The following is a 25,570-nucleotide window of genomic DNA, read 5'->3' as shown; positions in this document are numbered from 1 at the left end:
AAAAACTTTTCACCCTAAGAGCGGGCATCGGCGCCGCCGCTTTTTGCGCATCAAATAAAACGAGGGAGCTTTCGCCCCCTCGTTGGATGGTTTCAGACCAGCGGTGATCGTGAGATCAGGCGTTGCCGTTTGGGCTGGCGCGCTGGGTTTCGGGCTTCTGGCCGTCATAGCCCTGGGCGGTCTGGAAGCTGTTGGCATCCATCTGCGGGGCGCGGCCCCAGGCCAGCGTCGCGGCGCGGTCGGTGCTCGTTGCCGGCGGCTTGCCGGCAGCCTGCTGCTGCAGGGAGGCCGGCGCCTGATGGACACCATGGCCAGACGCGGTGAGCGCGATGGCGGCAACGGCTGCGAAAAGAAACTTGCGCATGATCTTCTACCCTCTTTCGTCGTGTGGTGGTCTGCCGCTCTGGCTGTCCACCGGATGGGCGAGAGATAGTAGCATAGGTTATCACACACAAGCTTATAAAAGCATGGCTGTGTTGCGCCGCACACAAAAGCCTTGGGCTTGCCATATCAGACGCATCACGGGGTGAGCGGGCGGGCCTCCTCGGGCAGCATGATCGGGATACCGTCCCGAATCGGGTAGGCGAGGCCGGCGGCATCGCTGATCAGCTCGTTCCGCGCGCGGTCATAGCGAAGGGGCTGCTTGGTGAGCGGGCAGATCAGGATTTCGAGCAGCCGCGGGTCGACCGGACGGTCACCGGTCTCGGGCAGGGAATTGGTCACGGGGCATCTCCCTCGGGGAAAAAATCAGCAGGCAAGGCGGGCGCCGCCGTCGCGGGCGGCGGCGCTCAAGCCGCTCAGCGGAACAGGAGGGCCGAAAGCTTGCGCCGCGCCGCCATCGTCACCGGGTCGTCCATGCCCCAGGCGGCGAAGAATTTCAGCAATTGCAGCCGCGCCGCGTCCTCGTTCCAGCCCGGTTGGCGGCGGATGATGTCGAGGAGTTCGTCCGCCGCCGCTTCCCGCTCGCCGAGCGCCGCTTGTGCGGTCGCGAGTGCGAAGCGGGCTTCGTGGTCGGCGGGGTCGGCCTTGAGCCGCGCCCGGTAGCTCTCGATCGCCGCCGCCGCCTTGCGTCCCTCGCTGGCGAGGGCGAGGGCGCTTTTGGCGCCAATGATCTCGGCATGCTCGGCGAGCGCCGCCGGCACTTGCGTCAGCGTCGCCTCGGCGTCCGCTTCATCCCCGAGCGCGATGAGCGCGCGGATCAGCCCGCCCCAGGCGGCGGCGTTTTCCGGCTCCTCGGCGAGCAGGGCGCTGAACAGGTCGCGTGCGCCGGCGGGATCGTCCGCGTCCAGCGCCGCCCGCGCCTCGGCCAGGAGATCGGCCGCCGGCATTGCCCCGCCAGCCGCCTTGAGGAGGTTTTCGACGAAACGCTTGACCTCCGATTCCGGCAAGGCGCCCTGGAACAGATCGGCGATCTGCCCCTGCCAGAAGGCGGCGACCGTCGGCACCGATTGCAGCGGCAGGCCGAGCTGGGCCAGTTGCTGGACCAAGGCCTGGTTCTTGTCGATGTCGATCTTGACCAGCTTGATCTGCCCGCCGGCGGCGCGGGTGACTTTTTCGAGCGTCGGCGTGAGCTGCCGGCAGGGGCCGCACCAGGTCGCCCAAAAATCGACCAGTACCGGCACCTGCCGCGACGCCTCGACGACATCGCGCATGAAGGTCCGCTGATCACCCTCGATGATCATCGCAGCACTCGCGCCGGGCGGCGCCGCGGTCGCGGCGGCGGGCCGTCCTTGTCCGATCAGTTCCATATCCGCAGCATCCTTGTTCGTAGGTTGTCGCAATTGCTGTCGCCCATCATAGGGCACGAACCCCGGTCCGCACCATCGGCCGGCTTAGAAGATTGTCTCGGGAAGTGCGCGCAGAACATCGTGGGTGCCCGCGACGATCATTTTCAGCGCGATATAAAGCACGATCAGCCAGCCGAGCCAGGCGAGCCGGGGATAGCGCGCGAGCAGGCGCGCGACGAGGTCGGTCGCGAAGGCCATCAGCACGACACCGAGCGCAAGACCGGCGACGAGCACGATGCGGTTATTCTCCGCCGCCCCCGCGACGGCGAGGACGTTATCGAGGCTCATCGAGAGATCGGCGGCGATGATCCGGAGTAAGGCTTGCGAGAGCGTTGTCGCTGCCGCCCCGCCCGTGCCGCTCTCGGCCGGCTTGCGCAGCTCGCGATACATTTTCCAAGTGACCCACAGCAGCAAGAGCCCGCCGGCCAGCGTGAGGCCGATGATCGCAAGCAGCCGCAGCGCGACCAGACCGCCGAGGATGCGCAAACCGGTGGCGGCGGTAATGCCGAGCACCATCGCCCGCCGCCGCGCCGCCGCCGGCAGCCCCCGGACGGCAAGCCCGACGACGATGGCATTGTCGGCGGCGAGGACGAGATCGATCGCCGCGACCTCGATCAGCGCGATCAGCGCGGGGAGGAGGGCGGCGGCGGTCATCGCGGCTCCAGGATCGGGCGTTGCAGGGTTGCGGCAAGCGGGGTTGTCAGGCGCCGCGCGGGAAGCTAGGGCGAGGAAGATTCTGATCTCCGCTCGTCTTAGGGATACCTGGAAAACATGGTTCCACGCTATACCCGCCCGGCGATGGCCGCGATCTGGGCGCCGGAGAACCGCTATCGCATCTGGTTCGAGATCGAGGCGCTCGCCGCCGAGGCGATGGCGGCGATCGGCGATATCCCGGAAGACGCGGCGCGCGCCATCCGCACGCGCGGCGGCCCGCGTGTCGCCGCGATCACGGCGGCCGACCTCGACCGCATCGATGCGATCGAGCAGGAGACGCGTCACGACGTCATCGCCTTCCTCACCTGGCTCGCCGAGGCGGTCGGGCCGGAGGCGCGCTTCGTTCATCTCGGCATGACCTCGTCGGACGTGCTTGATACGTGTCTTGCGGTGCAGCTTGCGCAAGCGAGCGATCTCCTGCTCGCCGATCTCGATCTCGTGCTGGCGGCGCTGAAGCGCCGGGCGTTCGAGCACAAAACGACGCTCACCATCGGCCGCAGCCACGGCATCCACGCCGAGCCGACCAGTTTTGGCCTGAAACTCGCCGGGCATTACGCCGAATTCGCCCGCGCCCGCGCCCGCCTCGTCGCCGCGCGCGCCGAGATCGCGACCTGCGCGATTTCCGGCGCGGTCGGCACTTATGCCCACGTCGATCCCCGGGTCGAGGCGCATGTTGCCGAAAAACTCGGCCTCGCGATCGAGCCGGTCTCGACCCAGATCATCCCGCGCGACCGCCATGCCGCCTATTTCTGCACGCTCGCGGTGATCGCGAGCGGCATCGAGCGACTGGCGACGGAAGTGCGCCATTTGCAGCGAAGCGAGGTGCGCGAGGCCGAGGAGTTTTTCCACCCCGGTCAGAAAGGCTCTTCGGCGATGCCGCATAAGCGCAATCCGGTGCTGAGCGAGAACCTCACCGGCTTGGCCCGCTTGGTGCGCGGCTACGCCATGCCGGCGCTCGAAAATGTCGCGCTTTGGCATGAGCGCGATATCAGCCATTCCTCGGTCGAGCGGGTGATCGCGCCGGACGCGACGATCGCGCTTGATTTCGCGCTCTCGCGGCTGGCCGGCATGATGGAAAAGCTGGTCATCCACCCCGCGCGCATGCAGGCCAATCTCGATTCCCTCGGCGGCGTCGTCCATAGTGGCGAGGTGCTGCTCGCGCTGGCCCGCGCCGGGCTTTCGCGCGAGGCGGCCTATGCCGTGGTGCAGCGCAACGCCATGGCGACCTGGGAGGCGCTCGGGACGAAGGCGGCGAAAAGCTTCCGCGACCATCTCGCGGCCGATCCCGAGGTCGCAGGACGGGTGCCGGCGGCGGTGCTCGATGCGGCGATGGATCCTGGGCTCCATCTCCGCACCCTCGATACCGTGTTTGCCCGCGTTTTCGGGCCTGACGGCGCGAAAGGAGACTAAGCCGGTGTGTACTCTGGTCGTGCTCCATCGCCCTGGTGATCCCTGGCCGCTCCTGCTTGCCGCCAATCGCGACGAAATGGTTGATCGCGGCTGGGATGCGCCGGCGGCACATTGGCCTGCGCATCCGGGCGTGGTCGGCGGGCGCGATCATCTCGCCGGCGGCACCTGGCTTGCCATCAACCGCGCCGGGGTGGTCGCCGCGGTGCTCAATCGCCAGGGCAGTCTCGGCCCCAAGCTCGGCAAACGGAGCCGCGGCGAATTGCCGCTGATCGCGCTCGCCGAAGACAGCGCCGAGGCCGCGGCAGCGGCGATCACCCGGCTCGATGCCGGCGAGTGGCGGCGCTTCAACATGGTGATCGCCGATCGCTCGGGTGCCTATTTCCTCCGTGGCCTCGCCACCGGCACGCCGCATGCCGAGCGGCTCGCGCCGGGTCTTGCGATGGTGACGGCGCGCGATCCCAATGATCTCACCAGCCCGCGCGTCGCCCGCCATTTGCCGCGGCTGATGGCAGCGCCGGCGCCGGTGCCGCCGGACGATTGGGAGAGCTGGCGCAGCATTCTCGCTGACCGCAGCGGCGCCATCGAAAGCCAGTTCACCATTACGCCGCGCGGCGGATTCGGCACCGTCTGTGCCTCACTCCTGGCGTTGCCCGCCAACGGCGTCCCGGTCTGGCTGTTCGCGCCGGGGCCGCCCGATAGCGCCGCCTTCACGCCGGTGAGCCTGGCGGCGGACTGACCGGCCTTTTCGCTTTGGCGGCGGGAGGGTATACCGAGGGCGCCGGATTTCGCGGCAGAAGGAAGGACACTCATGGCGCGACGGCGGCAAATTTACGAAGGCAAGGCGAAAATCCTGTTCGAGGGGCCAGAACCCGGCACCCTGGTGCAATATTTCAAGGACGACGCGACCGCCTTCAACGCCCAGAAAAAAGGCGTCATCACCGGCAAAGGCGTGCTCAATAACCGCATCAGCGAGTATCTGATGCTGCGCCTTGCCGAGGTCGGAATTCCCAATCACTTCATCCGCCGCCTTAACATGCGCGAGCAACTGGTTCGTGAAGTTGAGATTATTCCGCTCGAAGTGGTGGTTCGCAACATCGCCGCGGGCAGCCTCTCGGCGCGGCTTGGCATCCCTGAGGGCACCCGTCTGCCGCGCTCCATCATCGAGTTCTATTATAAAAACGATGCTCTCAACGACCCGATGGTGGCCGAGGAGCACATCACCGCGTTCGGCTGGGCAGCGCCGCAAGATCTCGACGACATCATCGCGCTCACGCTCCGCACCAATGATTTTCTCACCGGCCTATTTCTCGGCGTCGGCATCATGCTCGTCGATTTCAAGCTCGAGTTCGGCCGACTGTGGGAGAACGAGGAGATGCGGATCATCCTCGCCGATGAGATCAGCCCGGATAATTGCCGCCTCTGGGACGCCAAAACCAACGAGAAAATGGACAAGGATCGCTTCCGCCGCGATCTCGGCAAGGTCGAGGAGGCCTATCAGGAGGTGGCGCGTCGGCTCGGCATCATGCCCGAGGCCGGCTCACGCGATCTCAAGGGGCCGGAGACGATGCAATAGGCCGGCGGAACGTTTAAGGAGGCGGGCGATGAAGGCGATCGTCACAGTGATGCTTAAAGAGGGGGTGCTCGACCCGCAGGGCAAGGCGATCGCACAGGCGCTGCACGGCTTGGGCTTCGCCGCGGTCGCGGACGTGCGGGCGGGCAAGGTGATCGAGATCGAACTTAACGAAACCGACCCCGAGGCGGCGCGGGCCATGGCCAGCGAGATGGCGCGCAAACTGCTCGCCAATCTGGTGATCGAACGGTTTTCGGTGCAAGTGGAGGCGAAATGATGCGATCTCTCGTGGTTTTCGCGGCGCTGCTCGGCGGCGTCATGCTGATCGCGGCAAGGCCGGCCGAGGCCGGTTTCATCAAGCGCGATTTTCTCATCAAGTCCTGCGCCTCCTCCGATGAGCGGCGGCTCGCCGACTGCACTGGCTATCTCATCGGCGTCACCGACACCACCCAGAGCGAGGCAGGAAGCAAGGTTTGCGTGCCGGCCGGGCTTGCGATCCGCAATCTCCGCGATGCGGTCGTTTATTATCTCCGCGCGCATGCCAAGGGGGAGCCGGACGGCGATGCCGCGCCCGCCGTGCGCGCGGCGTTGCGGGCACTTTATCCCTGTCCACAATGAACGCCGGCATCGTTCTCTTTCCCGGCATCAACCGCGAGCGTGACATGGCGATTGCGCTCACCCGCGCGAGCGGGCGGGCGCCGCGCATGATCTGGCATCAGGAGACCGACCTCGCCGGCCTCGATCTCGTGGTGCTCCCGGGCGGGTTCAGCTACGGCGATTATCTCCGCTGTGGCGCGATGGCGGCGCGGGCGCCGGTGATGGCGGCGGTGCGCGATTTCGCCGCGCGCGGCGGCCATGTGCTCGGTGTCTGCAACGGGTTTCAGATCCTGATCGAGGCCGGGATGCTGCCCGGAGCACTGCTCCGCAATGCTGGCTTGCGTTTTCTCTCGCGCGACTGCCATTTGCGGGTCGAGCGCGCCGATACCGCCTTCACAAGCGGTTATCGGGCGGGCGATGTGTTCCGCGCGCCGATGGCCCATGGCGATGGCAATTACTTCGCCGATGACGCGACTCTGGACCGGCTGGAGGGTGAGGGGCTGATCGCCTTCCGCTATGTGACGCCGGCGGGTGACGTCACGCCCGGGGCGAACCCGAACGGCAGCGCGCGCGCGATCGCCGGCATTTTCTCGCCCAATTTACGCACCCTCGGCCTGATGCCGCACCCCGAAGACCTCGTCGACCCACTCGTCGGCGGCGAGGACGGTCTGCCCCTGTTCGCCGGGCTCGCTGGGGCGCTCGCAGCATGACCCGGGCGCGGCAGCCGGAGCGGACCGCAATGACGCCGGACGCGGTGCCGCGAATCACCGCGCTCAAGGTGCAGAATTATCGCGCGCTGAAATCGATCGAGATCAAAGACCTCACGCCGATGACCGTGCTGCTCGGCCCGAACGGCAGCGGTAAATCGACGGTTTTCGACGTATTCAATTTTCTTTCGGAATGCTTTCAATCAGGGCTGCGCCACGCCTGGGACCGGCGCGGTCGTGCGCGGGAACTCAAGACTCGGGGTAGCGAGGGGCCTTTGGTGATTGAGTTGAAATACCGGGAACGCCCCAAAACGCCTCTCATCACCTACCATCTCGCGATTGATGAAGAGCGGGGTAGTCCCGTCGTCACGGAGGAATGGCTGCGATGGACGCGCGGTAGAGGCGGTCAGCCTTTCCGGTTCCTGGATTATAGAAGGGGGGTTGGAAGGGTTATCAGGGGTGAGGAGCCTGACGCAGAGGCAACCCGCATTGAGGTTCCCCTGCGTGCGCCCGACCTGATCGCCGTCAACACGCTGGGCCAGCTTGCCGAACATCCTCGTGTCGCGGCGCTGCGCGATTTCATCACCGACTGGTATGTTTCCTATCTCTCCATCGATGATGCGCGCAACCAGCCGGAAGCGGGACCGCAGGAGCGGCTCAGCAAAACTGGGGATAATCTTCCGAACGTTATCCAGTACCTCAACGAGCGCCATTCCGATCGGCTGAATGAAATTTTCCGCGTTCTCGCCGAGCGGGTGCCACGTCTGGAAAGAGTCCTGGCCGAGGCGATGCCGGATGGAAGGTTGCTTTTGCAGATCAAGGACGCGCCGTTCGACCGGCCGGTGCTGTCACGCTTCGCCTCCGACGGCACGCTCAAAATGCTCGCCTATCTGATTTTACTCTACGATCCCGAACCGCCGCGCTTCATCGGCATCGAGGAGCCGGAGAATTTTCTCCACCCGCGCCTGCTCGGGCCTCTCGCGGACGAGTGTCGGCGCGCGAGCGAGCATTCCCAGTTGCTCGTCACCACCCATTCGCCGTTTTTTCTCGACGCGATGCAGCCGAAAGAAGTTCGTGTTCTCTATCGCGACGAGCAAGGCTATACCCAGGTCAAGCGCGCCTCGGATATTGAAGATATCAAAGATTTTATCGATGAGGGCGCGCGTCTCGGGCAGCTTTGGAGCGAGGGGCATTTTGGGCTTGGCGACCCACTGGTCCGTTCCGGGGCGCCGGAGAAGTCGCGGAAATCCTGATGGTGCTGCGGCATTTCGAAATCTTGGTCGAAGAGCCGTCAATGGAAGCTGCGCTAAGAGCCGTCTTGCCCAAGATGATCGGGGAAATGAGTTTCAAAATCACACAATATACTGATAAACGAACATTTCTTGAGAGGTTGCCGAATCGTTTGCGCGGTTATGCGCGATCATTGCCGTCGTCCCATAGAATTATTGTCGTCATCGATCGTGACAACGATGATTGCCACGAGCTAAAATCGTGGATCGAAACCATGGCGCGAAACGCTGGACTTCGGATCAGCGAAGATCAACGTGGGCCAGCCCAAATCATTGTCCGCATCGCTATCGAGGAGTTGGAAGCCTGGTATTTCGGAGATTGGGAGGCGGTGCGGGCGGCCTATCCGAAAGCTAACAAACCCCCACAGCATTGCCGCGCGCCGGATGCGGTCCAAGGGGGAACCTGGGAAGCCTTCGAGCGCAGCATGAGAAAATCTGGCTATTTCTCCTCGGGCCTGAGAAAGATCGAGGCGGCAACGAAGATCGCGCCCCATATCGATCCCGCCCGCAACACGTCGCCGAGCTTTCAGGCCCTTCGCCGGGCAATGACAAGGGTATGAAAATGTTCTTTTTTGAAAAAAAGAACCAAAAAACTCTCATGTGTTGGGCAGCGCCTATGGCACTGCCCGCTCCGAGGAGGCTTGCCACTCCGAGAAAACGGGAAAAAAGTCTTTTTTCTTCTTTTTCTTTAGAAAAAGAAGTTTTTTCTTCCCTTTTATCTTTATACGGCTACCCATGACCGAAATTTCTGCTGACCTCGCCCGTCAATTCGGCCTGAGCGCCGAGGAGTATGGCCGGGTTCTCGCCATTCTTGGGCGCACGCCGAGCCTTACAGAGCTTGGTATTTTCTCGGTCATGTGGTCGGAGCACTGCTCCTATAAATCCTCGCGCGTCTGGCTCCGTGACTTGCCGACGAGCGCGCCCTGGGTAATCCATGGGCCGGGTGAGAATGCCGGGGTGGTCGCGATCGGCGAAGGTTTGGCGGCCGTGTTCAAGATGGAGAGCCACAACCATCCGAGCTTCATCGAGCCCTATCAGGGGGCGGCGACCGGGGTTGGCGGCATTCTGCGCGATGTTTTCACCATGGGCGCGCGCCCGATCGCTAATCTCAATGCGCTCCGCTTCGGCGATCCGGCGCATCCGGCGACACGGCGCATCCTTGATGGCGTGGTGCGCGGCATCGGCGGCTATGGCAATTGCGTCGGCGTCCCCACGGTCGGCGGCGAGGTCAATTTCCATCCCGCCTATAACGGCAACCCGCTGGTCAACGCGATGACGGTCGGGATCGCGCCGGCGGATCGGATTTTCCTCAGCGCCGCTGCCGGTATTGGCAACGCCGTCGTCTATGTCGGCGCCAAGACCGGGCGCGACGGTATTCACGGCGCCACCATGGCGAGTGCCGAATTCGCCGAGGATGCCGAGGAAAAGCGCCCGACGGTGCAGGTCGGCGACCCGTTCACCGAGAAATTGCTGATCGAGGCCTGCCTCGAGCTGATGGCGACCGATGCCGTCATCGCCATCCAAGACATGGGCGCGGCTGGGCTCACCAGTTCCTCGGTCGAGATGGCGGGGAAGGGCGGGGTTGGCATCGAACTCGATCTCGACCAGGTGCCGCAACGCGAGACCGGCATGAGCGCCTATGAGATGATGCTCTCGGAAAGCCAGGAACGCATGCTGTTCGTGCTGCGGCCGGGGCGCGAGGCAATGGCGGCGGCGATTTTTCGCAAATGGGATCTGGATTTCGCGATCATCGGCCATCTCACCGAAAGCGGCCATATCGTCGTGCGCCATCGCGGGCGGATCGAGGCCGATATCCCGCTCGCCCCGCTCGCCGACCAGGCGCCGCTCTACCGCCGCCCGATCACCGAGACGCCGCCACCGCCGGCGCTCGATCCCGCCACCATCGCCGATCCGATCGGCATCAAAGCGGCCTTGCTGCGCCTCGTCGCCTGCCCTGACCTTTGCTCGCGCGCCTGGGTTTGGGATCAATATGACGCGACCGTCGGCGGGCAGACCATCAAGCGGCCCGGTGCGGCGGACGCTGCGGTGGTGCGGATCGAGGGGCATAATCTCGCGCTCGCGCTGACCACCGATTGCACGCCGCGCTACTGCGCCGCCGACCCGCACGTCGGCGGGGCGCAAGCGGTCGCCGAGGCGTGGCGCAACTTGACCGCAACCGGCGCCCGGCCACTTGCGCTGACCGATAATCTCAATTTCGGCAACCCGGAAAAGCCCGAGATCATGGGCCAGTTCGCCGCCGCGATCCGTGGCATGGCGGAAGCCTGCCGGGCGCTCGATTTCCCGGTCGTCAGCGGCAATGTCAGCCTCTATAACGAGACCGAGGGTCGCGCGATTTTGCCGACGCCGGCAATCGGCGGGCTTGGCGTGCTCGATCATGCGGCGGATGCGGTCGGGATCGCTCTGGCGCCGGGGTTGGATTTGGTGCTGATCGGGGCGAGCGTCGGCTGGCTCGGCCAAAGTCTCTGGCTCCGTGAGATTTGTGGCCGCGAAGAGGGCGCGCCGCCGCCGGTCGATCTCGCCGCCGAGCGCCGGGCGGGCGATTTCGTGCGCGCGGAAATTCTCGCCGGGCGCGTCAAAGCGTGCCACGACGTCGCCGATGGCGGGCTTTTGGTCGCGCTCGCCGAGATGGCGCTGGCGGGTGAGACCGGTGTGATCCTCGACCCGCCGCCGCCCGATTTGCCGGCGCATGCCTTTTGGTTCGGCGAGGAGCAAGGGCGTTACGTGCTCGCGCTCGCCGATGGCGCGGCCATGCTCGTCGCCGCCGAGATGGCGGGCGTGCCGGCGCGCTTCCTCGGCAGAAGCGATCGCAGCGAAAGCACCGGGCGGGATTTGACACTGCCGGGTGGCCTCGCCATATCGCTGGCAGAGTTGCAGGCGGCGCACGAGCGGTTTTTCCCCGCTTTCATGGCCGCGCCACACGAAACTAGCGGAATCGGCGAGGGATATGGCGATGGCGATGGCGGTGAGCGAGATCGAGGCCCTGATCAAGGCGGCGCTGCCTGATGCTCGCGTCACGATCGAGGATCTCGCCGGCGACGGCGATCACTACGCGGCAACGGTGGTGAGCGAGCGCTTCCGCGGCCTCTCGCGCGTCGCCCAGCACCAGATCGTCTATGCCGCGTTGCGTGGGCGCATGGGCGGTGAGCTGCATGCCCTCGCGTTGCAGACCATGCCTCCTGAATGACGCATGCGATAAGGAGTTTTTTCGCGATGACCACCGAAGCTTCCGCCAACCCCGTTTTCGCCCGCATCCAGGCCGAGATCGACGCCCATCCCGTTATGCTGTTCATGAAGGGGACGGCGATGTTCCCGCAATGTGGCTTCTCGGCCCGTGTCGTGCAGATTCTCACCCATCTCGAAGTCCCCTTCCACACCGCGAACGTCCTGGAAGACCCGGAGCTGCGCGACGGTATCAAGCAGTTCTCCAACTGGCCGACCATTCCGCAGCTTTATGTCAAAGGCGAATTCGTCGGCGGCAGCGATATCGTCACCGAGATGTTCCAGTCTGGCGAGCTTGCTGCACTGCTCAAGGAAAAGGGCGTGCCGCACCAGGCCGCGGCCTGACGTCGCCGGCGTCTGACCGGCGGCGGGAGCGGGCGCTCGGCGCCCTGCTTGGGCTTGCGGTGGGTGATGCGCTCGGCGCGCCGCGCGAAGGCAGCCCCCGCGATGTCGAGCCGCCGCTGATCGGCATGGTCGGTGGCGGGCCGTTCGCGTTGCCGCCGGGCGCGTGGACGGATGATACCGCTTTGGCCCTCTGTCTTGCCGATTCGCTGCTGGCCGATCCGGCGCTCGACCCTCTGGACCTCCTTTCCCGGTTTCTGGGCTGGTGGGAGCGGGGCGAAAATAGCGCGACCGGCGTTGGCATCGGCATCGGGCGGACGACCTGGGCGGCGCTGGAAGGGTTTCGCACGGAGGGCCGGCTTCTCGCCGAAGCGGGTCGGGCGCCGGCGAGCAATGGCGGAATCATGCGGCTTGCGCCGGTTGCGATTCGCTTTCATGGCGCGCCGGACGAGGCGGCGCGGATCGCCCGCGCACAGAGCCAGACGACCCATGCGGCGGCGGTCGCGGTCGAGGCGGCCGAACTTCTTGCCCGCATTCTGGTTGCAGCGATCGCCGGCGCGGGCAAGGCGGCGCTTGCCGCGCCTGGCGCTGATGTGCGCGAGCCGGCGATCGCGGCCCTGGCATCAGGGGCGTGGCGGGGCAAGCGGCGGGGCGAGATCAGCGCCGATGGCAGCGCGGCGGGCACGCTGGAAGCGGCGCTCTGGTGTGTCGGACGTGCCGGGGATTTCTCTGAGGCGGTGCTGCTGGCCGCCAATCTCGGTGGCGATGCCGATACCGCCGCGGCGATCGCCGGGCAGATCGCGGGCGCCATTTGGGGCGCGGCTGCCATTCCGCAAATCTGGGTGGAAAACCTCGCCAAGGTCGCGCATATCTCTGACCGGGCGCTGCGGCTCTATGAGGCTGGCGCTTTCATGGGGGAATGATTTTGGGAGACGAGATATGGATCCGCGCCGCGATCGAGCCATTGGCAGCCTGCTCGGGCTTGTGGCCGGCGATGCGCTCGGCGTGCCGTTGGAATTTCAAAAGCGTGATTCCCGCCCGCTCGTCACCGATCTCATCGGCGGCGGCCCGTTTGGCTTGAAGCCCGGCGAGTGGACCGATGACACGGCGATGGCGCTTTGCCTCGCCGAATCGCTCCTCGCCCATCCCGATCTCGACCCGCGCGATTTGATGGAGCGCTTCGTGCGCTGGTGGAAAAAGGGCGAAAATAGCGCGACCGGCACCTGTTTTGACATCGGCAACGCGACCCGCGCGGCGCTCGAGCGCTTTCGCAAGAATGGCGATCCGATGGCGGGCTCGGAAGATCCGATGGATGCCGGCAATGGCAGTATCATGCGCCTCGCGCCGGTTGCCATCCGTTGGCATGGTTCGCCCGATCGCGCGGCGGCGATTGCGCGTTTGCAGAGCCAGACCACGCACGCCGCGCCAGCCTGCCTCGATGCGTGTGAGTTGCTCGCGCGCGTGTTGGTCGCGGCGATCGGTGGCGCTGGCAAGGCGGCGCTGTTGCAGCCGGCGCGGCCGGGCTGGCTCGCCGAAATCACCCAGATCGCCGCTGGGCGCTGGCGCGATAAGCAGCGGGCGCAGATCCGCTCCTCCGGCTATGTCGTCGATACGCTGGAGGCGGCGTTCTGGTGCGTCGCGCGCTCGGAGGATGCGCGCGCGGCGCTAATTCTCGCGGCCAATCTCGGCCAGGATGCGGATACCGTCGCGGCGGTGACCGGGCAGATCGCCGGCGCGATTTGGGGCGCTTCGGCCTTGCCGCTCGCCTGGCGGGAGAAGCTGGTCGGCATCGATCGCATCACCCGGCTCGCCGAGCAGCTATTCGATGTCGTGAAATAACTTTCTCCCATGCGGCTGTCGCCATCGGCGAGAGCCGCCCCGGGAAAGTTTTTTTGGTTCTTTTTTTCAAAAAAGAACCAACCCTGTTTACATGAAGAAATCTCTTGCCGGCGCGCCCTCGAAATTATACAAGATTTAGAGCATATAAAAAAATTCCACGATATAAAATCGTGTTTTACAGGAGTTCCCGCCGATGACGAAGTCCAACCCGCCGCATCCCGAGACCCTTGCACTCCATGCCGGCTGGCGCGCCGATCCGGTGACCCATGCGGTTGCGGTGCCGATCTATCAGACCACGTCCTATCAGTTCGACAGCACCGAGCAGGCGGCCAATCTGTTTGCGCTGAAGGAACTCGGCAACATCTATACCCGCATCATGAACCCGACCGTCGATGTCCTGGAAAAGCGACTTGCGGCGCTCGAGGGCGGGGTTGCGGCGCTGGCGGTGGCCTCGGGGCAGGCGGCCTCGGCCTTGGCGGTGCAGAATCTCGCCCGCGCCGGCGACAATATCGTGAGCGCGACCGATCTTTATGGCGGCACCTGGAATCTGTTCGCCAATACGCTCAAGGATCAGGGGATCGAGGTGCGGTTCGTCGATCCCGAAGACCCTGAGGCGTTCGCGCGGGCGACCGATGCCCGCACCCGCGCCTATTACGCCGAAACATTGCCCAATCCTAAGCTCCGCGTCTTTCCGATCGGCGAGGTTGCGGCCATCGGGCGGCGTTTCGGCATCCCTTTGATCATCGACAACACGGCGGCGCCCTTGCTTGTCCGCCCCTTCGCGCATGGCGCCGCGGTGGTGATGTATTCGGCGACGAAATGGCTCGGCGGGCATGGCAATTCGATCGGTGGCGTTTTGATCGATGGCGGCAATTTCGACTGGGGTGCGTTTCCCGAACGCCAGCCGCTGCTCAACCGCCCTGACCCGAGCTATCATGGCGCGGTGTGGAGCGAGGCGGCAAAGCCGCTCGGCCCCATCGCCTATATTTTGAAGGCGCGGGTGACGCTGCTGCGCGATCTCGGCGCGGCACTCAGCCCGTTCAATGCCTTTCTCATACTCCAGGGGCTCGAGACCCTGGCGCTCAGGATGCGCGCCCATAGCGAGAATGCCGCGGCGGTCGCAGCGTTTCTCGCTGGCCACCCAGACGTCACCCGCGTCATCTATCCGGGCCGCGCTGAAGGCTTGGCATTGGCCCGCGCGGCGCAGTACATGCCGGGCGGGAAGGGTGGTCTGGTCGGGTTCGAGCTCGCGGGCGGCGCTGAGGCCGGCCGGCGTTTCATCGACGCGCTCAAACTTTTCTATCATGTCGCCAATATCGGGGATTCCCGCAGTCTCGCGATCCATCCGGCGACCACGACGCATTCCCAGCTTTTGCCGGCCGAGCAAGCGGCGAGCGGGGTTTCGCCCGGTTATGTGCGGCTTTCCATTGGCATCGAGCATATCGACGACATTCTCGCCGACCTCGATCAGGCGCTGGCGGCGGCGAGAATGGTTGGCTGAGCATGGCTGACGATCGCGACGATGATCCGCCGCCGCGCGGCGCCTTGATTGCGCTGGTCGTGGTGGCCGTTCTCGTCGCGGGCGGGTTGTGGCTCGTGCATGTTCTCGGTGAGGCCGGGCGGGTGCAGGATTGCGTCGCCGCCGGGCGCAGCAATTGCGCGCCGGTCGCAGCCCCCGGCCACTGAGGCGGCGGCTGACGTTCAGCCGCCCGCCGGCAGCAGCACCAGCGCGCTCGCGAGCGCGGCGATGCCTTCGCCGCGGCCGGTAAAGCCGAGTTTTTCCGAGGTCGTCGCCTTGATTGCAACCTGGCCCGCGGCGACGCCGAGGAGTTCGGCGAGCCGTGCCGCCATCGCCGGCACGTGCGGCGCGATTTTCGGCCGCTCGCAGATCAGGGTGACGTCGGCATTGCCGAAGACGCCGCCGCGCGCAATGATGCGGCCAGCCGCGTGGCGGAGGAAGCGGGCGCTGTCGGCGTCTTTCCATTCGGCGTCGGATGGCGGGAAATGGCGCCCGATATCGCCCTCGGCGAGGGCGCCGTAAATTGCGTCACAAAGCGCGTGGATGCCGACATCGGCGTCCGAATGGCCGGCGAGCCCTTGCTCATGCGGCACGACGACGCCGCAAAGAACGAGCGTGCGGCCCGGCGCGAAGGCGTGGACATCAAAACCGGTGCCGATGCGGGGCAGCCAGCTTGGCAACGGCGCATGATTTTCGTGCAACACTCCCGCGCCCCCTGCGCCCATCTGCTCTCTCTCTCGGCATGATCGCCGGACACTGGTTGCGCGTCAACCTTCGAGCGGCTAATTTGATTAAATGCTGAGCACCCGTTCTTCGCCGTCTCCCGCTCTCGCCGGTTTTTCCAAGCTCGCCGCGATCGACCTCGGCGGTGGCGTGCGGCTTCCCGAGCCGGTCATTCTCGCGCCGATGTCGGGGGTGACCGATCTGCCGTTCCGTCGCCTCGTGCGCGCGCTCGGCGCCGGCCTCGTGGTTTCGGAGATGATCGCCTCCTGGGCGATGATTCGCGAAAACCAGACGACATTGCGGATGGCGGAAGTGGTCTCCGGCACCGGGCCGAACGCCGTCCAGCTCGCCGGCTGCGAGCCGCAGGCGATGGCGGAGGCGGCGCGGCTTGCCGTTGCACGCGGCGCCGATCTGATCGACATCAATTTCGGCTGCCCGGTGAAGAAAGTGGCGCTCGGCCAGCAGGCGGGCTCGGCCCTGATGCGCGACGAGGGGCAGGCGGCGCGCATTCTCGAAGCCACGGTGCGCGCCGTCCCGGTTCCGGTGACGCTGAAAATGCGCCTCGGCTGGGACCATGCCAACCGCAACGCGCCGCGCCTTGCGCGCATCGCCGAATCCTGCGGCATCCGCATGGTGAGCGTGCACGGCCGCACCCGCCAGCAATTCTATACCGGCAACGCCGATTGGGATTTCATCGCTGAGGTCAAGCAGGCGGTTTCGATTCCGGTGATCGTCAACGGCGATATCAAGACGCCGCTTGATGCCGCCCGCGCGCTTGCCCGCTCAGGCGCCGACGGGGTCATGGTCGGGCGCGGCTGCTATGGCCGGCCCTGGCTGCTCGCCGAAATCAGCCATTTCCTCGCGACCGGCGAGACGCTCGCGCCGCCGCCGCTCGCGCGCCAGAAGGAAATCCTGCTCAGCCATCTCGACGCCATGCTCAGCCATTACGGTGCGGAGGCTGGGCTTCGCATCGCGCGCAAGCATATCGGTTGGTACACGACCGGCCTCCGTGGCTCGGCGATGTTTCGCGCCGACATCAACCGGCTCGATGAGGTTGCCGCAGTGCTCGCGCTGATCAATCGCTTTTATGACCCGCTGATCGACGCCTCATCCCCGGTCGCCGAGGCGGCCTGATGCGTGCTGCGCGCGGGATCAGCAGCGCAGATCAGGCAGGGGCGGAACTGGCGGCTATGGAGCCGGCCCTGCTGCTCGGCGCCTTGCCGGCGCCGGTCGTGTTGCTCGATCCCGAAAACCGTTTTCAGTATGCCAATCACGCCGCCGAGCAGTTCTTCGGCCTCTCGCGAACCCAGCTCATGCAGCTTCGCCTGCTCGATCTGGTGCCGCCGGATAATCCGATTTTCATGCTGCTCTCGCAGGTTCGCCGCGGCGAGGTCACGGTCGCGGATCATGATCTGACCCTCGAAAGCCCGCGCCTTTCGAAGCCGGGGATCACCGTCCAGGGCACCCCGATTGCCGAAAAGCCGGGCTTTGTTTTATTGATTTTGCAAGATTTCTCGGCCGCTCGTGCGCTCGACCGGCAATTGAGCTTCCGTGGTGCGGCGCGCAGCGTCGCCGGGATGGCGGCGGTGCTCGCGCATGAGGTGAAAAACCCGCTTTCCGGCATTCGGGGGGCGGCGCAACTGCTCGAGAACTCGGTCGCCGAGGCCGATCGCGAACTCGCCGTTCTGATCCGCGACGAGGCCGACCGCATTCGCACCCTCGTCGACCGCATGGAGGTGTTTGGCGAAAAGCCGCTCCGGCGCGAGGCGGTCAACATCCATCGCGTGCTCGAGCATGTCCGCCGCCTCGCGCAGTCGGGCTTTGCCGCTGGGATCCGCTTCAACGAGCTTTACGACCCCTCCCTGCCGCCGGTCTCCGGCCATCGCGACCAGTTGCTGCAAGTGATCCTCAATCTGGTCAAGAACGCTGCCGAGGCGATCACCGAAGCCGGCGTCACGCCTGGCGAGATCACGCTTTCGACGGCGTTTCAGCACGGTTTCCGCCTCGCCGTGCCGGGGGCGGAGGAGTCGCTCCACCTGCCCTTGGTGGTCGCGGTGCGCGATAACGGGCCGGGCATCGCCGACGACATCCGCCCGCATCTCTTCGACCCCTTCGTTACCTCGCGGGTTGCTGGCAGCGGGCTCGGGCTTGCGCTGGTCGCCAAGATCATCGGCGATCATGGCGGCCTGATCGAGGTCGAAAGCCGGCCCGGACGCACGGAATTCCGGCTCCATCTTCCCATGCTGACTGAAAAAGGCGACACCGTATGAGCCTGCCGGGGGCTGTTCCGACGATCCTGATCGCCGATGACGACCGCTCGATCCGCACCGTGCTCACCCAGGCGCTCGGGCGCGCCGGCTACCAGGTGCGAAGCACGCAGACGGCGGCGACCCTCTGGCGCTGGGTCGAGGAGGGGGAGGGCGATCTCGTCATCACCGACGTCGTCATGCCGGATGAGAACGGGCTCGATCTGGTGCCGCGCATCCGCCGCCTGCGCCCGGACTTGCGCGTCATCGTCATGAGCGCGCAATCGACGCTGCTGACGGCGGTCAAGGCGGCGCAGCGCGGCGCCTTCGAATATTTGCCCAAGCCCTTCGATCTCAAGGAATTGCTCGCCGCGGTGGGCCGCGCGCTGACGGCGCCGTCGCCGATGGCCGAACGGCCGCCGGCGATCGGCAGCGAGGGCGAGGAGCGCCTGCCGCTGATCGGGCGCAGCCCGGCGATGCAGGAGATCTACCGCACCATCGCTCGCCTCACCACCACCGACCTCACCACCATGATCATCGGTGAATCCGGCACCGGCAAGGAACTGGTCGCGCGTGCGCTGCATGATTACGGGCGCCGGCGTGGCGGCCCGTTCGTTGCCATCAACATGGCGGCGATTCCGCGCGAACTGATCGAGAGCGAATTATTCGGCCACGAGCGCGGCGCCTTTACCGGCGCGACCAGCCGCAGCCCCGGGCGTTTCGAGCAGGCGGCGGGGGGGACGCTGTTTCTCGACGAAATCGGCGACATGCCGCCCGAGGCGCAAACCCGGCTTCTCCGCGTGCTGCAGGAGGGGGAATTCACCTCGGTCGGCGGGCGTCAGTCTATCCGCGCCAATGTCCGCATCATCGCCGCGACCCACCGCGATCTCCGCCAGGCGATCCGCCAGGGCCTGTTCCGCGAGGATCTCTTCTACCGCCTCAACGTGGTGCCGATCCGCCTGCCGCCGCTCCGCGAACGCGCCGAGGACATCCCCGAACTCGCCCGCCATTTCCTTGACCGCGCGAGCGAACAGGGGATGGCGGCGAAGGCCCTCGACGAGGAAGCGCAGCGCGCGCTGATGGCCTATCGCTGGCCGGGCAATGTCCGCGAACTCGAAAATCTGATGCGTCGCCTCGCCGCCCTCTACCCGCAGGAGGTCATCGGGCGCGAGGTGATCGAGAGCGAGTTGCTCGATACCGGCGCATCCCCCGCCGCCGAGCCGCCGCCGCCGGCGGCATCGGCATCGGAAAGCTTGGCGCAGGCGGTCGAGCGGCATATCATGCATGTTCTTGCCGCCCATCGTGACGGGCTTGCGCCCTCCGATATCTATGACCAGGTGCTGGCAGAGGTCGAGCGGCCGCTGATCGAGCTGACGCTGGCGGCGACCCGGGGCAACCAGATCAAGGCCGCTGCCATGCTCGGACTGAATCGCAACACGCTGCGCAAGAAGATCCGCGATCTCGACATCCAGGTGCTGCGCGGCGTGTCATGAGGCGGGCAGGGCGGGTGCCGTGACGCTCATCCTCTCCGAGCATGAAGAGGCCGCCGCACCGCTCGACGGCGCGCCGCCGGCGTCATCTGACGTCAACGCAGGCGCCGGGCGCGGCTCATGGCGATTGGCGCGGCTCGGCGATCTCCTGCTCGGCAAGGCGGCGACGCTTTTGCTTGCCGCCGGCGCGCTTTTGCTCGGCATCGGCACGTTTTCGGTGCTCGCCAACGGCGTGCCGCTCGGCTTGCGGCCAAACCTGGTGTTTGGTCTGGTGCTCGCCAATGTCGTGGTGCTGCTGTTGCTCGGCGCGCTGCTCGCCGGGCGGGTCACGCGGGTTTGGGTCGAGCGGCGGCGGGGATCGGCGGGCTCGAAGCTCCATGTCCGGCTGGTGCTGTTGTTCAGTGGCGTTGCCGTCGTCCCGGCGATCGTCGTCGCCGGCTTCGCCGCCGCGATTTTCAATGTCGGCATCGAGGCTTGGTTCAATGAGCGGGTGCAGACCGCGCTCGAAGAAAGCCTGCAAGCGGCCCAAGGCTATCTCGACGAGCATCGCAACAACATTCGCGCCGATGCCCTCGGCATGGCCAACGACCTCGCCCAGGCCGGCCGCTTCCTCGCCGACGATCCGGAAACTTTTGCCCGCATCCTCGGCTCTCAAGCGGCGTTGCGCGGCTTGACCGAGGCGGTGGTGTTCGAGCCCGAAACCGGACAGGTGCTGGCGTCGGCCGGGCTGATGTCGGGGCTTGGCGCGGAATTGCCGCCGGCCTGGGCGATCGAGGCGGCGCGCGGCGGCGATGCCGTGGTCATGGATGGCGGCGATGGCACGCGAGTGCGCGCCGTCGTGCTCATCAATGCGACGCCGTCCTTGATGCTGATGATCGATCGTCCGGTCGATCCCGCCATCCTCGACCACATGGCGCGCGTGCAAAAAGCGGTCGCGGAATATGACCGGCTCGATCAGAATCGCTCGGGTCTGCAGATCACCTTCGTCGTCGTCTTCGCGCTCGTCGCCCTCCTCGTCCTCGCCGCGGCGGTCTTGATCGGCCTCGTCATCGCCAATCAAATCGCGCGCCCGATCGGGCGGCTGATCCAGGCCGCCGAGCGGGTGCGGGCCGGCGATCTCGCGGTCAGGGTGCCTGAGACCGCGACCGGGGACGAAATCGCCGGGCTTTCCCGCGCCTTCAACCGCATGACCGGCCAGCTCGGCGCGCAGCGTAGCGAGCTGATGGACGCCTATAGCCAGATCGACGAGCGCCGGCGCTTCACCGAGGCGGTCTTGTCCGGGGTTTCGGCCGGGGTCATCGGCCTCGATGACGAAGGCCGCATCGAACTGCCCAACCGCGCCGCCGGCGATCTCCTCGACCGCGAGTTGATGACCGCGATCGGGCGCGATCTCGGGGCTGAGGTGCCGGAATTCGCACCCCTGATCGAAGCCGCGCGCGCCGCCCCGGAGCGGGCGCAAACCGCCGAAATCGCGATCGGCCCGGCCCATCGCCGCCGCACCCTTTTGGTGCGCATCGGCGTCGAGCAGGCGGCGGGCCGGGCGCGCGGCTTCGTCGTCACCTTCGATGACATCACCGAGCTGCAATCCGCCCAGCGCAAGGCGGCCTGGGCCGATGTCGCGCGGCGCATCGCGCATGAGATCAAGAACCCGCTGACCCCGATCCAGCTCGCCGCCGAGCGGTTGAAGCGCCGCTTCACCAAGGAAATCCACTCCGACCCCGAGACCTTCAGCCAGTGCGCCGACACCATCGTCCGCCATGTCGGCGATATCGGCCGCATGGTCGATGAATTCTCGGCCTTTGCGCGCATGCCCCAGCCGGTGATCCGCCCCGAGGATATCGGCCGCATCCTGCGCGAGGTGCTGATCCTCCAGCGCCATGCCCATCCCGAGATCGCCTGGACGACGCGGATCCCGCCCGCCGGGCCGATCGCGCCCTGTGACCACCGATTGCTCGGCCAGGCGCTCACCAATCTCCTGCAAAACGCCGCCGATGCGATCAGCATGCGCCCGGGCGCAGGCGCGATCACGCTCGCGGTCATCGACGGCGAGCAGGCGGTGCGAATCGAAATCCAAGATGACGGCGTCGGCCTTCCCGCCGAGGACCGCGCCCGCCTGACCGAACCCTATGTCACGCACAAGCCGAAGGGCACCGGGCTTGGTCTTGCCATCGTCAAGAAGATCATGGAGGACCATGGCGGCAGCCTGGTTCTCGATGACCGGCAGGATGGGCCGGGTGCGGTCGCGATCCTCGTCTTGCCTCGCGCCCCCGCTTCTTCCTAAGGTTGCCCCATGGCGCATGACATTCTGATCGTCGATGACGAGCCCGATATTCGGCTGCTCATCGAGGGCCTGCTCTCCGACGAAGGCTATGAGACGCGGACGGCGAGCACCGCCGAGGAGGCGATCGCCGCCTTCCGTCAACGCCGGCCCTCGCTCGTCATCCTCGATGTCTGGCTCCAAGACAGCACGATGGATGGGCTCGGCATTCTCGAAATCCTCCATCGCGAGGAGCCGCAAGTGCCGGCGATCATGATCTCGGGGCACGGCACGATCGAGATGGCGGTCGCGGCGATCCAGCAGGGCGCCTATGATTTCATCGAAAAGCCGTTCAAGGTCGATCGCCTGCTCCTCGTCGTGCGGCGCGCTTTGGAGGCGGCGCTGTTGGCGCGCGAGAACGCCGAATTGCGGCTTCGCGCTGGCCCCGAGAACGAGCTGATCGGCCACTCGCCGGCGATCGTGGCGCTGCGGGCGGCGATCGAGCGGGTGGCGCCGACCGGCTCGCGGGTTCTGATCAGCGGCGCTGCCGGCGTGGGGAAAGAGGTCGCGGCGCGCCTAATCCATCGTCTGTCGCGCCGTGCGGAGGGGCCGTTCGTCGTGCTCAATGGCGCAACCCTCAGCCCCGGGCGCTTCGAGGAGGAATTGTTCGGGATCGAGGCCGGGCCGGACCCGACGCTGCGCCCGCGCCGCGCCGGTGTTCTCGAGCGCGCCCATGGCGGCACCCTGCTGCTCGACGAGGTGTCTGACATGCCGCTCGAAACCCAGGGCAAGATCGTCCGCGCCCTCCAGGATCAGACCTTCGAGCGGATCGGCGGCGCGGCACGGGTTCGCGTCGATGTCCGTGTCATCGCGACGACCAATCGCGACCTCCAGGCCGAGATCGCCGCCGGCCGCTTTCGCGAGGATCTCTATTACCGGCTCAACGTGGTGCCGCTGCGTGTCCCCCCCTTGCGCGAGCGGCGGGAGGATATTCCCGAACTCGCGCGGCATTTTCTGCAACGCTCGGCGGAAAGCGCCGGCATGCCGCGGCGCGCGCTTTCGACCGACGCGCTGACCGCGCTGCAGGCCTATGAGTGGCCGGGCAATGTCCGCCAATTGCGTAACCTGATGGATTGGCTGATGATCATGGCGCCGGTGGCGCCAGGGGATCTGATCCGTGCCGATTCCCTGCCGCCCGAGATCACCTCCGGCGCGCCCACCGTGCTGGCGCTCGATCCGCATGCCGACATCATGGCGCTGCCGCTGCGCGAGGCGCGCGATATGTTCGAGAGCCAGTATTTGCAAGCGCAATTGCTCCGCTTCTCCGGCCATATCAGCCGCACCGCGCAGTTCGTCGGGCTTGACCGCAGCGCGCTGCATCGCAAATTGAAGCAGCTTGGTCTTCAGAGCGAGGAACGCGGCTGACTTTTCGCGCGCCGGATGATTGGCGCGAGGGCCGAGAGTATGGCAGAAAGCGGCACGCCGGGATTGAAGGGGTGAGGGCATGAACAGGCTTTCGCGGATGGAGAGACGGATCGCCGGCCTGATGATGGGGCTTGGCCTCGGCGCTGGCCTTGCCGGCGTCGCTTGGGCCGACACTCTCGCGCAGCCGCCGGATCTTGTCGGCCCGTCGCTGCCGGGGGCGCAAAAGCCGGGGGCGCAAAAGAGCGCGCAGCAGGCCGCGCCGCCGGTGATGGGGCCGCCTATGCCGCACGCCGCATCACCCGCGGCCTCACCCCCAAGGGGCGAGCCGCCGCATACCCTGGTTGCGGCGCTGGTTGCCGCCTACTCGACCAACCCAACCCTGCTCAGCGAGCGCGCGCATCTGCGCTCGGTCGATGAAAATGTGCCGACTGCGCTCGCCGGTTGGCGCCCGCAGGTTACGTTTCAGGGCGAAGCGGGCTATGGCTACGGCACCCAGTCGCTCTATTTCCCGCCCGGCCCCCTCCAGGTGTTCGCCAATGCCCGTGACCTTGGCATCGCCCAGGCGAACATCACCCAGCCGCTCTACACCGGCGGGCGCGTGCATGCCCAAACGGAGGAGGCAGAAAATAATGTCATGGCCGAGCGCGCCAAGCTGATCGCGACCGAGCAGCAGGTGTTTTCCCAGGCGGTCAACGCCTATGTCACGGTGATCGAGGATCAGCAATTGCTCGCTCTCAACATCAACAACGAGCAGGTGTTGACCAAGCAGCTACAAGCCACCAACGATCGTTTCCGGGTTGGCGAGATCACCCGCACTGATGTCGCGCAGGCGGAGGCGGCGCTGGCGCAAGCGCGTTCACAGCGCGAGACCGCCGAAGGCACGCTGCAAACCGCGCGCTCGACCTATCTCAGCATCATCGGCGAGCAGGCCGAGCATCTTAACGAGCCGCAGCCGCTCAAATTGCCGGTCAAGGACGAGGTCAACGTCAACAAGCTGGCGGCGGCCAATAATCCGAACGTGATCAACGCCCAGTTTCAGCTTGCCGCGGCGCAGGACGCGATCGACAGCGCCTTTGCCAACCTGATGCCAACGGTCAGCATACAGAACCAGAACTTCACCCAGCAGAACGTCGCTTTCCCCTACAGCGCGGTCAATGGCGGCCAGGTGACGCTGAATTTGAATATGCCGATCTATCAAGGCGGCTCGGAATATGCCGCCATTCGCCAGGCGCGCCAGAATGAGCAGGCGGCGCGCAAGAACCTCGACGAGGCGCGCCGCACCGCGATCCAGCAGGCGACGCAGTCGTGGGAGACGCTGATCGCCGCGCGGGCGGCGATCGCGAGCGATCGTGCCGCCGTGCGCTCCAACCAGATTGCCCTCGAAGGCGTCGAGCGTGAGGCGATTGTCGGGAGCCGCACCACGCTCGACGTCTTGAACGCGCAGCAGGCGCTGCTCACCTCGCAAGTGACGCTGGTGCAGGACCTGGCGAACCTGGTAAATGCCTCTTACAATGTCGCCGCGGCCGTCGGGCGGCTCACGGCGCGCGATCTCAACCTGCCAGTCGCGGTCTATGATGAGACGGCGTATTACCGGGCGGTGCGCAACCGGTGGTTCGGCAGCGGCGATTACGCGACCGGCCAGCCCGGGCGCTGAGGGCGTGCTGGCTGGTCGCGTGAACCCGGTCTTAAGCAAACGCGGCTAGAACCGGGCAGAGACGCGGGCCGGCTGAGTGCCGCGATGAGGCGCGAACAGGGTTTGAGGTGGGCATGAATAGCGAGACGCCGAAGGAAGGGGCCGCGGGCGACCCCTCCATGGAGGAAATCCTCTCCTCGATCCGTCGGATTTTGAGCGAGGACGAGAAAGAGGCCAGCGCCGCACCGCCCGAGGACGACGTGCTGGTTCTCGACCAGACGATGTTGGTCAAGGACGAGGCGGCGACGCCAGCGGAAGCGCCCGCCGCCATGGCGCCGCAACCCGAACCTGAGCCCGAGCCAGAGCCCGAGCCGTTGGCACCCGCGCCGGCGGTCATGGCGGCGATGCCGGAGGAAGACGTGCCGGCAACGCTTGCGCCCGCCATGGACGCGGAGCGGGATTCGCCGCTGCTTGCGAACGATACCGCGGAAAGCGCCGCTGCCTCGATCGTTGGCCTGGTGCGCACGCTGGCTGCCGATCGTCTGACGCCGGTGCATCGCGGCGGGCCGACGATCGAGGATCTGGTGCGCGAAGAAATCCGCCCGCTGCTCAAAGCCTGGCTCGACGCCCATTTGCCCGCCCTCGTCGAACGCCTAGTGCAGAACGAGATCGAACGCGTGGTCAACCGCGCCGTTCCCTGATCCAAGGCTGCGCAAAAAGCCTCTTCTTTTTCTGAAGAAAAAGAAGCAAAAAGACTTTTCTTCCGTTCCCCCGGCGCGGGT

At 66.1% G+C, this 25,570-nt stretch carries 25 protein-coding genes and 2 pseudogenes; 22 read left to right on the top strand and 5 right to left on the bottom strand.

The window, feature by feature from the left end:
• Positions 1-115: 115 nt before the first annotated feature.
• The 4 genes from ACP5M5_RS06490 to ACP5M5_RS06475 all read right to left on the bottom strand — a co-directional run bounded on the left by ACP5M5_RS06490 (position 116) and on the right by ACP5M5_RS06475 (position 2,441).
• Entirely contained in the window at positions 116-364 is a 249-nt protein-coding gene (locus tag ACP5M5_RS06490; RefSeq protein ID WP_427935118.1) for a hypothetical protein, read from the bottom strand.
• A gap of 155 nt (positions 365-519) precedes the next feature.
• Positions 520-723, bottom strand: coding sequence for a Trm112 family protein (locus ACP5M5_RS06485; RefSeq protein WP_114911926.1), 204 nt, complete (start codon positions 721-723; stop codon positions 520-522).
• Between the two features lie 74 nt (positions 724-797).
• Positions 798-1,748, bottom strand: a complete 951-nt coding sequence (locus ACP5M5_RS06480) for a tetratricopeptide repeat protein (protein ID WP_427936279.1) — start codon at positions 1,746-1,748, stop codon at positions 798-800.
• Between the two features lie 84 nt (positions 1,749-1,832).
• Positions 1,833-2,441 carry a YjbE family putative metal transport protein gene (locus ACP5M5_RS06475; protein WP_427936277.1) on the bottom strand — a complete coding sequence of 203 codons (609 nt, stop codon included), beginning with the start codon at positions 2,439-2,441 and terminating at the stop codon, positions 1,833-1,835.
• Between the two features lie 117 nt (positions 2,442-2,558).
• On the opposite strand from ACP5M5_RS06475, the gene purB reads away from it, so the two are divergent.
• The 15 genes and pseudogenes from purB to ACP5M5_RS06400 all read left to right on the top strand — a co-directional run bounded on the left by purB (position 2,559) and on the right by ACP5M5_RS06400 (position 15,181).
• Positions 2,559-3,911: an adenylosuccinate lyase gene (gene purB / locus ACP5M5_RS06470; protein ID WP_427936276.1), complete on the top strand. Its 1,353-nt coding sequence runs from the start codon at positions 2,559-2,561 to the stop codon at positions 3,909-3,911.
• Between the two features lie 4 nt (positions 3,912-3,915).
• A complete protein-coding gene (locus ACP5M5_RS06465; RefSeq protein WP_427936275.1) occupies positions 3,916-4,647 on the top strand; it encodes an NRDE family protein in 732 nt (243 codons plus the stop codon).
• A gap of 72 nt (positions 4,648-4,719) precedes the next feature.
• A complete protein-coding gene (gene purC / locus ACP5M5_RS06460) occupies positions 4,720-5,484 on the top strand; it encodes a phosphoribosylaminoimidazolesuccinocarboxamide synthase (protein WP_114911931.1) in 765 nt (254 codons plus the stop codon).
• A 28-nt stretch (positions 5,485-5,512) separates the two neighbouring features.
• Positions 5,513-5,758: a phosphoribosylformylglycinamidine synthase subunit PurS gene (gene purS, locus ACP5M5_RS06455; protein WP_427936274.1), complete on the top strand. Its 246-nt coding sequence runs from the start codon at positions 5,513-5,515 to the stop codon at positions 5,756-5,758.
• Positions 5,755-6,099: a Rap1a/Tai family immunity protein gene (locus tag ACP5M5_RS06450; RefSeq protein ID WP_427936273.1), complete on the top strand. Its 345-nt coding sequence runs from the start codon at positions 5,755-5,757 to the stop codon at positions 6,097-6,099. Before purS ends, ACP5M5_RS06450 begins: the two co-directional genes overlap by 4 nt.
• Positions 6,096-6,788 carry a phosphoribosylformylglycinamidine synthase subunit PurQ gene (gene purQ, locus ACP5M5_RS06445; RefSeq protein WP_427936272.1) on the top strand — a complete coding sequence of 231 codons (693 nt, stop codon included), beginning with the start codon at positions 6,096-6,098 and terminating at the stop codon, positions 6,786-6,788. The genes ACP5M5_RS06450 and purQ overlap by 4 nt, the downstream gene beginning before the upstream one ends.
• On the top strand, positions 6,785-8,038 hold the full coding sequence (locus tag ACP5M5_RS06440) for an AAA family ATPase (protein ID WP_427936270.1): 1,254 nt from the start codon (positions 6,785-6,787) through the stop codon (positions 8,036-8,038). The genes purQ and ACP5M5_RS06440 overlap by 4 nt, the downstream gene beginning before the upstream one ends.
• Positions 8,038-8,634 (top strand): DUF4276 family protein, encoded by a 597-nt coding sequence (locus ACP5M5_RS06435; protein ID WP_427936268.1) that lies wholly within the window; start codon positions 8,038-8,040, stop codon positions 8,632-8,634. Before ACP5M5_RS06440 ends, ACP5M5_RS06435 begins: the two co-directional genes overlap by 1 nt.
• Positions 8,635-8,809: 175 nt before the next feature.
• Positions 8,810-11,005 (top strand): annotated as a pseudogene (purL, locus tag ACP5M5_RS06430) (phosphoribosylformylglycinamidine synthase subunit PurL); the annotation flags it as partial.
• A gap of 40 nt (positions 11,006-11,045) precedes the next feature.
• Positions 11,046-11,279, top strand: coding sequence for a BolA family protein (locus ACP5M5_RS06425; protein ID WP_114913750.1), 234 nt, complete (start codon positions 11,046-11,048; stop codon positions 11,277-11,279).
• A gap of 26 nt (positions 11,280-11,305) precedes the next feature.
• Positions 11,306-11,659: a Grx4 family monothiol glutaredoxin gene (grxD, locus tag ACP5M5_RS06420; protein ID WP_427936267.1), complete on the top strand. Its 354-nt coding sequence runs from the start codon at positions 11,306-11,308 to the stop codon at positions 11,657-11,659.
• Entirely contained in the window at positions 11,560-12,579 is a 1,020-nt protein-coding gene (locus ACP5M5_RS06415; RefSeq protein WP_427936302.1) for an ADP-ribosylglycohydrolase family protein, read from the top strand. The genes grxD and ACP5M5_RS06415 overlap by 100 nt, the downstream gene beginning before the upstream one ends.
• 16 nt (positions 12,580-12,595) lie before the next feature.
• A complete protein-coding gene (locus ACP5M5_RS06410; RefSeq protein WP_427936266.1) occupies positions 12,596-13,495 on the top strand; it encodes an ADP-ribosylglycohydrolase family protein in 900 nt (299 codons plus the stop codon).
• Between the two features lie 193 nt (positions 13,496-13,688).
• A complete protein-coding gene (locus ACP5M5_RS06405) occupies positions 13,689-14,996 on the top strand; it encodes an O-acetylhomoserine aminocarboxypropyltransferase/cysteine synthase family protein (RefSeq protein WP_427936265.1) in 1,308 nt (435 codons plus the stop codon).
• Between the two features lie 2 nt (positions 14,997-14,998).
• Positions 14,999-15,181, top strand: a complete 183-nt coding sequence (locus tag ACP5M5_RS06400; protein WP_427936264.1) for a hypothetical protein — start codon at positions 14,999-15,001, stop codon at positions 15,179-15,181.
• Positions 15,182-15,196: 15 nt separating this feature from the next.
• Here the strand turns inward: ACP5M5_RS06400 and ispF are convergent.
• Positions 15,197-15,691 (bottom strand): annotated as a pseudogene (gene ispF / locus ACP5M5_RS06395) (2-C-methyl-D-erythritol 2,4-cyclodiphosphate synthase); the annotation flags it as partial.
• Between the two features lie 118 nt (positions 15,692-15,809).
• Here ispF and dusB point away from each other — a divergent pair.
• The 7 genes from dusB to ACP5M5_RS06360 all read left to right on the top strand — a co-directional run bounded on the left by dusB (position 15,810) and on the right by ACP5M5_RS06360 (position 25,489).
• Positions 15,810-16,871 carry a tRNA dihydrouridine synthase DusB gene (gene dusB / locus ACP5M5_RS06390; RefSeq protein WP_427936263.1) on the top strand — a complete coding sequence of 354 codons (1,062 nt, stop codon included), beginning with the start codon at positions 15,810-15,812 and terminating at the stop codon, positions 16,869-16,871.
• Positions 16,871-18,007, top strand: coding sequence for a two-component system sensor histidine kinase NtrB (locus ACP5M5_RS06385; RefSeq protein ID WP_427936262.1), 1,137 nt, complete (start codon positions 16,871-16,873; stop codon positions 18,005-18,007). The genes dusB and ACP5M5_RS06385 overlap by 1 nt, the downstream gene beginning before the upstream one ends.
• Positions 18,004-19,476, top strand: a complete 1,473-nt coding sequence (gene ntrC, locus ACP5M5_RS06380) for a nitrogen regulation protein NR(I) (protein ID WP_427936260.1) — start codon at positions 18,004-18,006, stop codon at positions 19,474-19,476. Before ACP5M5_RS06385 ends, ntrC begins: the two co-directional genes overlap by 4 nt.
• Before the next feature lie 124 nt (positions 19,477-19,600).
• On the top strand, positions 19,601-21,754 hold the full coding sequence (locus ACP5M5_RS06375; protein WP_114913753.1) for a sensor histidine kinase NtrY-like: 2,154 nt from the start codon (positions 19,601-19,603) through the stop codon (positions 21,752-21,754).
• Between the two features lie 9 nt (positions 21,755-21,763).
• Positions 21,764-23,155, top strand: a complete 1,392-nt coding sequence (locus ACP5M5_RS06370; RefSeq protein ID WP_427936259.1) for a sigma-54-dependent transcriptional regulator — start codon at positions 21,764-21,766, stop codon at positions 23,153-23,155.
• 79 nt (positions 23,156-23,234) lie between these two features.
• Positions 23,235-24,809 carry a TolC family outer membrane protein gene (locus ACP5M5_RS06365; protein WP_427936258.1) on the top strand — a complete coding sequence of 525 codons (1,575 nt, stop codon included), beginning with the start codon at positions 23,235-23,237 and terminating at the stop codon, positions 24,807-24,809.
• 113 nt (positions 24,810-24,922) lie between these two features.
• Complete coding sequence (locus ACP5M5_RS06360; RefSeq protein WP_427936257.1) at positions 24,923-25,489, top strand: DUF2497 domain-containing protein; 567 nt, start codon at positions 24,923-24,925, stop codon at positions 25,487-25,489.
• Positions 25,490-25,570 lie beyond the last annotated feature (81 nt).

It is taken from the genome of Acidibrevibacterium sp., from assembly GCF_049965395.1.
GTDB classification, from domain to species: domain Bacteria; phylum Pseudomonadota; class Alphaproteobacteria; order Acetobacterales; family Acetobacteraceae; genus Acidibrevibacterium; species Acidibrevibacterium fodinaquatile.
This window is presented reverse-complemented; position numbering and strand designations above follow the sequence as displayed.